The 12,207-nt window shown below is 75.0% G+C and carries 8 protein-coding genes; 1 reads left to right on the top strand and 7 read right to left on the bottom strand.

The window, feature by feature from the left end; translation table 11 throughout:
* Window positions 1–4,849, top strand: a 4,849-nt coding sequence (locus E1298_RS35780; protein ID WP_131901305.1) for a non-ribosomal peptide synthetase/MFS transporter, incomplete at its 5' end; no start/stop codon positions are given.
* Between the two features lie 7 nt (window positions 4,850–4,856).
* On the opposite strand, the gene E1298_RS35775 is transcribed toward E1298_RS35780, so the two are convergent.
* The 7 genes from E1298_RS35775 to E1298_RS35745 form a co-directional block, all read right to left on the bottom strand.
* Window positions 4,857–7,331 carry an ABC transporter permease gene (locus tag E1298_RS35775; RefSeq protein ID WP_131901303.1) on the bottom strand — a complete coding sequence of 825 codons (2,475 nt, stop codon included), beginning with the start codon at window positions 7,329–7,331 and terminating at the stop codon, window positions 4,857–4,859.
* On the bottom strand, window positions 7,325–8,074 hold the full coding sequence (locus tag E1298_RS35770; protein ID WP_207945039.1) for an ABC transporter ATP-binding protein: 750 nt from the start codon (window positions 8,072–8,074) through the stop codon (window positions 7,325–7,327). The genes E1298_RS35775 and E1298_RS35770 overlap by 7 nt, the downstream gene beginning before the upstream one ends.
* 158 nt (window positions 8,075–8,232) lie before the next feature.
* Window positions 8,233–8,499 (bottom strand): hypothetical protein, encoded by a 267-nt coding sequence (locus E1298_RS35765; protein ID WP_131901301.1) that lies wholly within the window; start codon window positions 8,497–8,499, stop codon window positions 8,233–8,235.
* Complete coding sequence (locus E1298_RS35760; protein ID WP_131901299.1) at window positions 8,496–8,825, bottom strand: ArsR/SmtB family transcription factor; 330 nt, start codon at window positions 8,823–8,825, stop codon at window positions 8,496–8,498. Before E1298_RS35760 ends, E1298_RS35765 begins: the two co-directional genes overlap by 4 nt.
* Before the next feature lie 72 nt (window positions 8,826–8,897).
* Window positions 8,898–9,725 carry an SAM-dependent methyltransferase gene (locus E1298_RS35755; protein ID WP_131901297.1) on the bottom strand — a complete coding sequence of 276 codons (828 nt, stop codon included), beginning with the start codon at window positions 9,723–9,725 and terminating at the stop codon, window positions 8,898–8,900.
* A 97-nt stretch (window positions 9,726–9,822) separates the two neighbouring features.
* Window positions 9,823–10,842: a DUF5753 domain-containing protein gene (locus E1298_RS35750; protein ID WP_131901295.1), complete on the bottom strand. Its 1,020-nt coding sequence runs from the start codon at window positions 10,840–10,842 to the stop codon at window positions 9,823–9,825.
* Between the two features lie 549 nt (window positions 10,843–11,391).
* Window positions 11,392–12,051 carry a TetR/AcrR family transcriptional regulator gene (locus tag E1298_RS35745; protein ID WP_131901293.1) on the bottom strand — a complete coding sequence of 220 codons (660 nt, stop codon included), beginning with the start codon at window positions 12,049–12,051 and terminating at the stop codon, window positions 11,392–11,394.
* Between the last annotated feature and the right edge of the window lie 156 nt (window positions 12,052–12,207).

Below are 12,207 nucleotides of genomic sequence, written 5' to 3'. Positions count from 1 at the left end.
CGGCTCGCCGGAGGAGGAGCTGGCGTGTCCGTTCGCGCTGGACGCCGAGCCGCCGATGCGGGCGGCGCTGTTCGCCGAGGGCGGCGACCGGCATGTGCTGGCGCTCACCTTCCACCACATCGCCACCGACGTCTGGACCCGGGGGCTGCTCCAGCGCGAGCTGTCCGAGCTGTACGCGGCGCGGCTCGGCCTGCGCGCCCCGCTGGATCCGCCGCCCCTCCAGTACTCGCAGGTCGCCCCGGTCGAGGACGCCGGCGGGCTGGACTGGTGGGAGCAGACCCTGGCCGGGCTGCCGCCGGTGCTGGACCTGCCGACCGACCGGCCACGCCCGCCCATCGCCGCCGCGACCGGCGGCGCGGTCGGGCTGGACGTGCCCGCCGCGCTCAGCGAGCGGATCCGGGGCGTGGCCGCCGCGCACCGCGCCACGCCGTTCATCGTGCTGATGGCCGGTTTGCAGGCGCTGCTGGCCCGGCTTTCCCGAAGTGCCGACATCGCCGTGGGCGTGCCGGTGACCGGCCGGGACCACCCCGGTACCGAGGCGGTGGTGGGGTGCTTCCTCAACACCGTCGTGGTGCGGGCCGACCTGTCGGGCGACCCGACCGGACGGCAGGTGCTGGAGCGGACGCGGCAGGCCGCCATCGGCGCGCTCACCCGCGCCCACACCCCGTTCGAGCAGGTGGTGGAGCGGCTGGGCCCGGAGCGGAACCTGGCCGCGACCCCGCTGTTCCAGGTGCTGCTGAACTGCTACCCCGCCCCGCCGCGGCCGCGATTGAGCGGCCTGGACGTGGAGGAGCTGCGGCTTGCCGAGGACAGCACCAAGTTCGACCTCAACTGGCACGTGGTGGACGCCGGTCCCGGGACGCCGCTGCAAGGCGGGCTGACGTTCAGAACCGACCTGTTCGAGCCCGCCACGGCGGCCCGGTTCGTCCGCTGGTACCTGTCGCTGCTGGAAGGGATGCTGGACGATCTGGACGCACCGGTCGGCGCGGTGCCGCTCGAACCGGTGACCGGGCCGATCCTCACGGGCCCGCCGGCGGCGCCGTCCGGCCTGCCCGTGCACCGGCTGATCGAGCGCTGGGTGGACGAGACCCCGGACGCCCCGGCCGTGGTGGGCGCCGACCGGAGCCTCACCTACGCCGAGCTGGAGGACAGCGCCAACCGGATCGCGGGCGGCCTGCTCGCCGCGGGGGCCGTCCCGGACGAGCCGGTCGGCGTGCTCCTGGAGCCCGGCGCGGACCTGGCCTGCGCGCTGTTCGGGATCGAGAAGGCCGGGGCCGGCTACCTGCCGCTCGACCCGGCCTATCCGCGGGCGCGCATCCGCACCATGCTCGCCGCCGCCGGGGTGCGGGTCGTGGTGGCGGCTCCGGAGTTCGCCGACCGGCTGCCCGAGGGGCTGCTGGCGCTGGACCCGGGCGCGCTGCCGCCCGCCGGACGGCCGGACGTCCCGGTGCGCCCCGACCACCTGCACCACGTCATCTTCACCTCGGGCTCCACCGGCACGCCGAAGGCCGTCGCGGTGGAGCACCGCAGCGTGACCGGCTACCTGGCCGGTGTGCTGCCGACCCTCGGCGTGCCCGGCGGCTCCTACGCCGTGGTGTCGACGCCCGCCGCCGACTTCGGGCTCACCTGCGTCTTCGGCGCCCTGACCACCGGCGGCACGGTGCACCTGGTCGCCCGCGAGACCGCGATGGACCCCGCCGCGTTCGCCGGCTACCTGCGCGCCCACGCCGTGGACGTGGTCAAGTGCGTGCCGAGCCACCTGGAGCTCCTGGCCTCCGGCGGCGACCTGCCCTCGGTCCTGCCGCGCACGCTGCTGGTCCTGGCCGGGGAGGCGTGCCCCTGGGACCTGGTCGAGCGGGCCCGCGCGGCCAGGCCGGGCCTGCGGATCCAGAGCCACTACGGGCACACCGAGTCCACGATGATCTGCCTGGTGTGCGACACCGCCGAGATCCCGCCCGAACGCAGGACGGGGATCGTCCCGCTGGGCCGTCCGCTGCCCGGCGTGTACGGGCACCTGGTGGACGCCGCGCTGCGTCCGGTGCCGCCGGGGGTGCCCGGCGAGCTGATCGTGGGCGGGCCGGGCGTCACCCGCGGCTACCTCGGCCTGGGCGAGCTGACCGCCGAGCGGTTCGTGCCCGACCCGATCACCGGGCGGGGGCGCTGCTACCGCAGCGGTGACCTGCTGCGCGTGAGCGCCGAAGGCACGGTGGAGTTCCGCGGCCGGGTCGACGACCAGGTCAAGATCCGCGGCTACCGGGTGGAGCTGGGCGAGGTCGTCGCCGCGCTGCGGGCCGTGCCGGGGGTGGACGAGGCGGTGGTGCTGCCCGTGGGCGAGGGACGGTCCCGGCGGCTGACCGCCTGGCTCACCCCGTCCACCGTGGACGTCTCGCAGGTGCGGTCGGCGCTGCGGGAACGGCTGCCCGATTACATGGTGCCCGCCCAGCTCGTCCCGCTGGACCGGCTCCCGCTCAACCCGAACGGCAAGATCGACCGCGCCGCCCTGCCCGAGCCGCGCGCCGAGACCGCGCGCTCCCGCCCGGCGGACGGACCGGCCGAGCGGCTCGTCGCGGAGGCGTTCTCGTCGGTGCTGGAGGTGGAGGGGGTCGGCGCGGACGACGACTTCTTCGCCCTGGGCGGCGACTCGTTCGCCGCGGTGCGGGCGGTGAAGGCCATCGGCGGCGGCGTCCGCGTGATCGACCTGTTCACCCGCCCCACGGTCGCCGGGCTGGCCGCGTTCCTCGGCGACGGTGGCGGCCAGAGCGGCTGCGCGGGCCTGCTGCACCGGCTGGGCGGCGGGCGGCAGAGCGAGTTCACCCTGGTCTGCGTCCCCTACGGCGGCGGCTCGGCGGCGGTGTACCACCCCCTGGCCCGGGCGCTGGGCGACCGGGCGGAGGTGCTGGCGGTCGAGCTGCCCGGCCACGACCCGGCCAGGCCCGGCGAGGCCCCGCTGCCGGTCGCCGACCTGGTGGACCTGCTCGCCCCGGAGGTGGCGTCCGCCGCGTCCGGCCCGGTCGTCGTGTACGGGCACTGCGTGGGCTCGGCGCCCGCGGTCGCCCTGGCGCGGCGGCTGGAGGCGGACGGCGTGCCGGTGCTCGGCGTCGTCGCGGCGGGCAGCTTCCCGGCCGCGCGGCTGCCCGGCCTGGCCCGGCGGCTCTTCCGCGGCGACCGCTGGGTGTCCGACCGGATGTTCCGGGACGCGCTGCGCGCGACCGGCGGCCTGCTGGACGACATGGACGAGGCCGCCAAGACCGCCGCCGTGCGCGCCATGCGGCACGATGCCGAGCAGGCCCGCGCCTGGTTCGGCGGCGAGCTGGCCGACCCCGGGCCGCCCCTCCGTGCCCCGATCCTCTGCCTGGTCGGGGAGCGGGACCGGGCGACCGAGCTCCACCAGGAGCGGTACGCCGAGTGGGCGGTGTTCGCGCCCCGCGTCGACCTGGCGGTGCTGCCCCGCGCCGGGCACTACTTCCTGCGCCACCAGGCCGAGCCGCTCGCCGCCGTCCTGATCGGGCACGTCCGCCGCTGGACGGCCGGACGGCTGCCCGATCCGGTGCCCCGGGACGAGGGAACCGGGCTGCGGCCGTTCTACACGGTCGCCGCCGGGCAGTTCGTCTCGGCGGTCGGCAACGCGCTCAGCTCGTTCGCGCTCGGCGTGTGGGCCTACCAGCGCAGCGGCCGGATCATCGACCTGGCCCTGGTGGTGATGCTGGCGCAGATCCCGGCCGTCGTCCTCGGCCCGCTCGGCGGCGCCATCGCCGACCGGATCGACCGGCGGCGGGTCATGCTCGCCTGCGACGCGGTCGCGGGCGCGGCGATGGCCGCGCTGGTCGTCCTCCTGGCGGCGGACGGGCTGGCGCTGTGGAACGTGTGCCTGATCGTGGGGCTGACCTCGATGGTGACCGCGTTCCGCGAGCCCGCGTACCTGGCCGCGATCGCCCAGCTCGTGCCCAAGCCCTACCTCCCGCAGGCGAACGCGCTCGCCAACGCCGGGTTCGGCATCGGCACCGTGGTCGCGCCGCTGGCCGGCGGCGCGCTGATCGGGCTGGTCGGCCTCTCCTGGGTGGTGGCGTTCGACGTCGTCTCGTTCGTCCTCGGGGTGGCCACCCTGGTCCTGGTGCGGTTCCCCGACCGCCTGTTCCACCGGCGCGAGGAGACCTTCGGCGCGGCGCTGGCGGGGGGATGGCGGTTCCTGCGGCACCGCAGGCCCCTGCTGCTGATGGCGGGCTATTTCGCCGTGGTCAACTTCTGCACCGCCATGATGTGGGTCCTGATCACTCCGGTCGTCCTGGCCATCGGCTCTCCTGCGTCCCTGGGCGTGGTCACGGCCGTCGGCGGCCTCGGCGCCGCCGCCGGAACCGTGCTGGTGCTCGTCTGGGGCGGCACCCGCCGCCGCGCGACCGGCATGATCGGCTTCGTCGCGGGCTCCGGGGTCGGCGTCGTCCTCATGGGGGCCTGGCCCGTGCTCGGGCTGGTGGCCGGGGGGCTGTTCCTGCGCCTGGCCTGCATGAGCATCGGCAACGCCCACTGGCTGTCGATCATCCAGGTCAAGGTCGGCCCGGAGCTCCAGGGCCGGGTGATGGCCATCAACATCATGCTCGCCACCGCCATGCAGCCGCTGGGCTTCCTGTGCGCCGGATCGCTCGCCGACTGGGCCCAGCCGCACACCTCCGGGCCCGGACGCGGCGCGGCGGCCGTCCTGCTGGGCAGCGGGGTCTTCCTCGTGGCCTGGGGCCTGCTCGGCCTCCGCCACCGCCCGCTGCACCACCTGGAGGACCTGGTCCCGGACGCGGCGCCGCCCCCGGAGGCGGACGCCGACCTGGACGCCGTCCAGCACCGGGTCCTGGCCGGATGAGCGTTCGCTATTCGCGGGCGGCCGCCAGGTCGATGGGGGGCGGACGCAGCGCGAAGCGGGCGGAGAGCACCGCCGCCAGCACGGCGACCGCGGCGCAGGCCGCGGCGACCTCGCCGATGGCGGCGAAGGGGACGGACGGAGTCGCGCCGCCGGGCAGCCGCTGGAGCGCGGCCAGGAGGCCGAGAAGGCCGACCGCCGCCGCGGCGGCCGCGAGGACCAGGCCGACCGCGACCGACAGGACGCACTCGGCGGCGACGGTCAGCAGCACCTGCCCCTTCGTCGCGCCCGACAGCCGCATCAGCGCCAGCTCGCGGCGGCGCGCGAGGGTGGACATGACCAGCGTGTTGGCGATGGCGATGGCGCAGTACAGGACGCTCAGCCCGAGGACGATCCGCATGCCCAGGCGCCCGTTGTGCTGCTGCTCGCCCTCGATCGCGCTCGCCCAGCCCGCCGCCGGGACGATCCTGGCGTCCGTGCCCCGGACCGCCGCGCGGACGGCGGCGCCGACGGTGTTGGCGTCCGTTCCCGGCCGGAAGCGGACGAGGACCTGGCCGGGCAGGGCGCGGGGGGCCTGCGCCGGGGCGGCGTAGGCGTCGGCGCCGACCGAGCCGTCCTTGAGGACGGCGGCCACCCGCAGCGAGACCGGGGTGCCGTCCGCCCGCCAGGCGCGGATCCGCTCGCCGGCCCGGTGCTCGGCGTCCTCGGTGACGACGATGTCGCCGTCGCCCAGGCCGGTCAGGGAGCCGGAGGCCACCGGCAGGTCGAGCACCCGGGGCAGGACGTCAAGGTCGGCGGTCTGGACGTCGAGTTCGGGGAGCGCGGACCCGTCGCCCGTCGTGTACATCGTCGTGGAGGCCAGCGGGGTGGCCTCCACGCCCGGGACGGCCCGCAGCCTCCGTACGACGTCCTGCCCGAGGGCCGGCGCGTCCCGCGCGGTGACGATGAGGTCGGCGGTCAGCCGGTCGCGGAGCCGGGCGCCCTGCGTCGCCGAGATCGTCGAGGACGCGCCGAGCATCGCGGCGGTGAACCCGGCGGCGATCAGGACGGGCGCCGCGGTGGCGGCGGTGCGCCGGACGGCGGTGAGCGCGTTCTGCCTGACCAGCATGCCCCCGGCGCCGCCGCCGCGGGCCAGCGGCCAGGAGACCAGGCGCGCGACCGGCCGGACGATCACCGGGGCGAGCAGGGCGAAGCCGCCCACGAGCATCATCACGACGGGCGTGAACGACTTGCGGTTCGCCGCGCTCACCGGGTCGGTGGCGGCGATGGAGACGAGCGTCACGAGCCCGCCGCCGAGCAGCCCGGCACCGGCCAGCCACCGCGCCGGGGTCATCGCCCTGCGGTCGGCGGCCGCCTCGCCGAGCGCCTCGGTGGGACGCACCCGGCCGGCGCGCCACGACGCGGCCTGCACCCCGGACATGGCCACCACCAGCCCGCCCGCGAACGCGATGACCAGCGGCCAGGGGGAGAGGGGGACGGTGAACCAGGGCGGCGCCATCTCCCGGGCGATCATCCAGTCCGCCAGCCGGGGCGCCAGCGGCGGCGCGATAGCGCACCCCGCCGCGCCGCCCGCCACCGCGACCAGCCATGCCTCGGCGAACACCATCCGGCGGACCTGGCGGGGCGTGGACCCGACCATGCGCAGCAGCGCGAACTCCCGGCGCCGCTGCGCCACCCCGAACGCGAACGTGGACGCGACGATGAACACGGCGACGAAACCGGCGACGCCCGCCGCGATCCCCAGCGTGACCTGGATGTTGGCGAGCACCTTCCGGTCCCGGCCGGGCTCGGGGTCCGCGCGGCGCCTGGCACCGCCGGTCAGCACCTCGGCCCGCCCGGAGACGGCCTCGCGGACCGCGTCCGGCGGGCCGTAGGCGATCAGCGCGTCCACGGCGGGCGAGAGCCGGGCGGCCTCGGCGCCCGTGAAGAAGACCGGTGCCTCGAACCGCGGCCCGGCCGGGCGCGCGACACCCGTGACCAGATAGTCATGCGGGCGTCCCGCGGTGAGGACGGTGACATGACTGCCGGGACGGGCCCCGCCGCCCACGACGATCTCGCCGTCGCGGGCCGGCGCGCGTCCCGCGACGAGGGTGTACGGCGCGGCGGCCGCGGCCGGCCAGGGCCGTCCCACCTGGGGCAGGTCGCCGTCGCCGCCCGTCCCGGCCAGGGCGGCGAGGAAGACGCGGTCCTTGACGGTCCGTCCGGTGCGGGCCACCTCGGCGGCCAGCGCGTCCGGCACCGGCCTGGCGGACTCCAGCGTCCGGCTCGCCGGGCCGTGAGGGGTCGGGACGGTCAGCCGGGAGTCGCCGCGCACCACGGCGGGCGCCGCCGCGTACCGCTGCGGGCCGCGCTCCGGGGTACCCGACGCCGCCGCCAGGACCAGGCCCATCGTCGCCACGAGCCCGACCCCGAGCGCCAGCGCGGCGAAGGACCCGGCGAAGCCCGCCCAGCGGGCCCGCAGCGTCCACCAGGCGACCCTCAGCATGCCGCCATGCCCGTCATGCGGGCGGCGACCGCCTCGGCGGACGGGTCGCGCAGCTCGCCCGCCACCCTGCCGTCGGCGAGGAACACCACCAGATCGGCGTGGGCGGCGGCGACCGGGTCATGGGTGACCATGACGATCGTCTGCCCGTCGTCGGCGAGGCCGCGCAGCAGGGCGAGCATCTCCCGGGAGGCCGCGGTGTCCAGCGCGCCGGTCGGCTCGTCGGCGAACAGCACCGCCGGCCGCGTCACCAGGGCGCGGGCGATCGCCACGCGCTGCTGCTGCCCGCCGGACAGCTCGCCGGGACGGTGCCGGGCCCGGTCGGCGAGGCCGACGTCCGCGAGCACGGCGGCGATGCGCGCCCGGTCGGTCCGGCGGCCCGCGAGCTTGAGGGGGAGCATCACGTTCTGCTCCGCCGTCAGCGACGGCAGCAGGTTGAACGACTGGAACACGAACCCGATCCGGTCGCGGCGGAGCCTGGTGAGCGCCTTCTCCGGCATGGCGGACAGCTCGATCCCGTCCAGCGTCACGGTGCCGCCGGTAGGACGGGTCAGGCCCGCGGCGCACTGCAGGAGGGTCGACTTGCCCGATCCCGACGGCCCCATCACGGCGGTGAACGAGCCCGCCGCGAAGCCGAGGGTGACCCCGCCCAGCGCCGCCACCCCGTTGCCGGAGGACCTGCCGTTGCGGAGGGATTTGCCGTTGCCGAAGGTCTTGCACACCGAGTCGAGCCGCACCGCGGTCACGGGGCGGCCGCCCGGCCCGCGCGGTCGCGGGCCGACTTGCGTTCGAGCAGCATGAGCTGCTCTCCTTTCGGGTGGACTGCGTACGTCTAGGACACGCCCGCGGGCGTGAGTGCGCTTCCTGGCGGGCCGCCCGAGTTGGCGCTCGGCGGCCCGCCGCCTCACTCGACCTCTTTGAGGATCACCTCGATCGTCTCCAGCCGCCGCCGGACGGACGCGAGCTGCGCGTCGAGCTCGTCCAGCCTCCGCGCGGTCTCCTCCTGGGCGGCGGTGGCCCGGTCGGCCAGCCGCCGGTACTCCTGCTCGCGGCCCAGCGCGGCCTTGGCCCGCCACACCGCGACGCCCGCCCACAGGACCAGCGCGAACACGATGATGAGCAGGGCCATCCCTCCGAGACCCCAGACGGCGCCCGCCGTGTCGTCGCTCATGGCCTGGCCCGGTCCGCGACGGTGACCGTCTTCGCCGCGGTGCGGACCAGCTCGGGCGTCAGCGTGAGGGTGAACGGCGTCACCTCGTAGAACTTCATGGCCTTTCCGTCCTCCGAGACCTCGACGGTGGCGGACACCAGCCCGGCCGCTTCGAGCTTGCGCAGGTGGATCTGGAGCAGGGGGCGGCTGATCCCCAGCTCGCGGGCGAGGCTGCTCACGTAGTCGCGCCGGTCCGCGAGCGCCGCGATGACGCGCAGCCGCTGCGGATTGGCCAGCGCCGCCAGCACCGCCACCAGGTCGTCCCCGGTGGGCTCGGCGAGGTTCATTCGTCCCCCTTGCACCTGCAAGCAAACTATGGCAGGTGCAAGGGGGTGTTGTCGATTCGCCTCGTCACCTCTTCACCACTTCGCCGCGATTCCGGCCAGCGGCTGGGCGGGGGGCGGCGCGCCGACAAGGCCGACCTCAGGGCGCCAGTCGAGGCACGGGACGACCCCGGGCTCCAGAAGGTCCAGGCCGGTGAAGAAGCGGCGGACCTGGTCCAGCGTCCGGATCTTGTACGGGACGGATCCGCCCTCGTCGTAGTCGCGCTGCGCTTCGGCGTTCTCCACCGAGACGACCTCGGTCCCGTCGCAGACGACCAGGTGGCTGCCCGGTGCGAGGCCGTCCATGAGCCGGGCGACGATGGCGACGGCCGCGTCGTCGTCCTGGACATGGCCGAGGACGCCCATGAAGGTCAGGCCGACGGGCTGTGCGAGGTCCAGGGTGCGCGCGGCGCCCGCCAGGATCGCGGCCGGGTCGTGCATGTCCGCCTCGACGTAGTCGGTGGCGCCCTCCGGCGTGCTGGTGAGCAGGACGTGGGCGTGGACCAGCACGAGAGGGTCGTTGTCGACATAGACCACGCGGGCCTCGGGCACGAGGCCCTGGGCGACCTCGTGGGTGTTGTCGACGGTGGGCAGGCCCGTCCCCACGTCCAGGAACTGCCGTATCCCGGCCTCGACCACCAGGTACCGGATGGAGCGCTTCAGGAAGTGGCGGGTCAGGCGCGCCACGTCGACGATTCCGGGAAAGGTCTGGACGTAGTGGTCTCCCGCGGCCCGGTCGACGGGGAAATTGTCCTTACCGCCGAGCCAGTAGTTCCAGATCCGGGCCGAATGCGGCACGGAGGTGTCGATTCCGGCGGCGTGCTCCTTTTCGGCTCTGCTGAAGAACTCGTTATCGTCGTTCACGTGGCCTCCACCGGCGTTTCTGGGCGCGGATGCTCAGCCCATACTGTGTTTCCCGGTGGAGCCGGGCAACCCCGGCCGCCGAGGCGGTCCGCGCGCCTCAGATCTCGGCCTCGATGCGGCGGAGCAGATCCCTTGACGGCTGGGGGAGCAGGGCGGCGAGGGCGAGCTTCTGGACCGCGTGCAGGTAATGCCCCCGGTCCTCTTCGCCGCAGGGGTACAGGGCCCCGTCGGCGTGTTCGAGGAACACGTGGTCGGGGAAGCGGAGCGAGCGGAAGCGCAGGATGGTGATGGGGCCGTCCGCCGCGTCGTGCGCCGGATGCGAGGCGGGGACGACCTGCACGTGGATGTGGCGGCCGAGGTCGAGGAGGTGCCGGAGCTGGGCCCGCATCACCGGCCTGCTCACGGCGCGGTCCCGCAGGGCGCCCTCGTTGATGATCGCCCACATCTGCGGCCGCCCGACGGCCCGGTCCAGATGCCGCCGGCGCAGCATCCTCAGCTCGACGCGCCGGGCGATGACGTCCGCGGGCTCGCGTCCGTGCCGGAGCCGTATCGCCTCGGCCGCGTACTGCCGCGTCTGGAGCAGATCGGGCACGCGGGACGTCTCGTAGCAGGTGATGCGGTCGGAGAGCGGCTCGTGGTTCAGGTGGCGCTCGAACCAGGCGGGGACGACGTCGGCGTAGTCGCGCCACCACGTCTGGGGCCCGCCGGAGGAGGGCGCGGGACCGGCGCCCGCGGGCGCCGGCACCCGGACCGGCGCGGCGGACGGCGCCGCCTCCATGCGCAGCGCGGTGGCGGCCGCCTCGTACCTGGCCTTCCACTCCGCCATGGTGCCCACGACGGCGGGGTCGATGTTCCGGTCGGACGCCTCCGCGTGGAACGTGCGCACGAGCTGCGCGACCTGGTCCCACGAGGGAAGCCGCTCCCGTTTTCCCCTGAGGATCGTATATGCGGCCGATCGGCTCACGTGCGTTACCCGCCCGGTCTCCGCGCCCGCCTCGGCCGTGATCCTCTCCGAGCGTTTCGCCAGCTCGCTGTAACTGCGAATCCCGGCTCGGTGGTAGGCCGCGTCCAGGTGCCGCGAGAACGCATCGACGATGCGCTTCCGCTCGTCCGGCATTGGCGTCCTCATTTCTCGCTCGGGGGCCGACACGGACGAACGATACCGGCGGCAGGGCATACCAGCGCCGCCTGTGTTACAAATCCACACAACCCGGAGGAAGGCACCCCTTGTCCCGAATAGCGGACGCGTCCCTTGAGGACATTGGGTCATCACCGAATGTCAAGATCGACATTGGGGGCGTTCCTGTTCGTCCAGGTTTGGGGGATCGGCTCCCTCGCGTGCCGTTCATGACCGAGGATCTTGACAAGGCGGCCGATCCGCCCGGAGAGGAACATCAGCCGATGCTGCCCTCACTGCCGAGGTTCGACGACCCCGACGCCGTCTGGTGCGAGGTGGCGCGAGCGCTGTTCACGACCTGGGCCGTCCGGACGGGCAGGGAGCTGCCTCCGGTTCCCGTCGCCGAGCTCGGCGTCCAGGAGCTTGAGGACTTCTGGGCCGACGACCGGATCGGCGGGCCCTTCCCCGGGACCGGAGGCCGTCCGCGGCGTGCGGGGTCCTCCCTGTCGCCGGTGCCGGTGCCGGACGGTTCGAGGGAGCCGTGCGCCCCTAGAGCGGGCGGGCGGGGGCGAAGTCCAGGTCGTTCCAGCCGGGCGGCCTTCCTGGCAGGGCGGGCGGCCCGGTCCCGGCGGCGGGGGCGCGCAGCCCGGCCAGCATGATCTCCAGGTAGCGGTCCAGGAACTCGGCCTGGGCGTCCTGGCCGGCGACCGGGACCGTGCGCAGGTAGCTGAGCAGGACGCACACGTCGGCGGGGGTCACGTCGGGCCGCAGGACCGACTCGCGGCGGGCCTGCTCGATGATGCCGGCGATGGCCTCGTGCAGGTGGCGGGACGCCTTCTCCAGGACCGCGCTGTCGCCGGCGCCGCGGCCGGTGAGCACGAACAGCGAGCAGATGCGGGCCTCGGCCATGCGCCGCATGAAGTGCCGGAGCGCCGACCAGGCGTCGGCCTCCTCCTCCAGCGCCGACCGGGCCTCGTCCGCCGCGCGCTCGGTGGCGTTCACGCAGATCTGCTGGAGCAGCGCCTCCTTGCTCGGATAGCGGCGGTAGATGCTGCCCATCCCGACCCCGGCCTTGCGGGCCACCGCTGAGATAGGGGCGTCCCAGCCCAGGGTGGTGAACACTTCGCCGGCCGCGATCAACACCCGCAGGTCGTTGCGGTCGGCCTCGGCTCCCCGGCCGCCCGGCGGCCTTGTGCGCGATTCGGCCATGGCGGAGATTCTATGCGGCCTCCGCTGGACCCGCCGGGGCGCGCCTGTCTAGACTCTCAGCAGACGGAGCGGAGCGCTCCGCTCGCTTTGCCCGAGCCGACCCGCTGATCCGACCCGAGGAGCCAGAGGCCATGAGCAGTCCCCCAGCCCCCGCCC

This window comes from Actinomadura rubrisoli, assembly GCF_004349215.1.
In the GTDB taxonomy this organism is placed as follows: Bacteria; Actinomycetota; Actinomycetes; order Streptosporangiales; family Streptosporangiaceae; genus Spirillospora; species Spirillospora rubrisoli.
Note: the sequence above shows the minus strand (reverse complement) of the source record. Positions and strands in the feature narration are given on the sequence as shown.

Coding starts and splice junctions, on each gene's coding strand:
- E1298_RS35775 (WP_131901303.1), bottom strand. CDS start 7,331: ATGCTGAGGGTCGCCTGGTGGACGCTGCGGGCCCGCTGGGCGGGCTTC.
- E1298_RS35745 (WP_131901293.1), bottom strand. CDS start 12,051: ATGGCCGAATCGCGCACAAGGCCGCCGGGCGGCCGGGGAGCCGAGGCC.
- E1298_RS35750 (WP_131901295.1), bottom strand. CDS start 10,842: ATGCCGGACGAGCGGAAGCGCATCGTCGATGCGTTCTCGCGGCACCTG.
- E1298_RS35765 (WP_131901301.1), bottom strand. CDS start 8,499: ATGAGCGACGACACGGCGGGCGCCGTCTGGGGTCTCGGAGGGATGGCC.
- E1298_RS35760 (WP_131901299.1), bottom strand. CDS start 8,825: ATGAACCTCGCCGAGCCCACCGGGGACGACCTGGTGGCGGTGCTGGCG.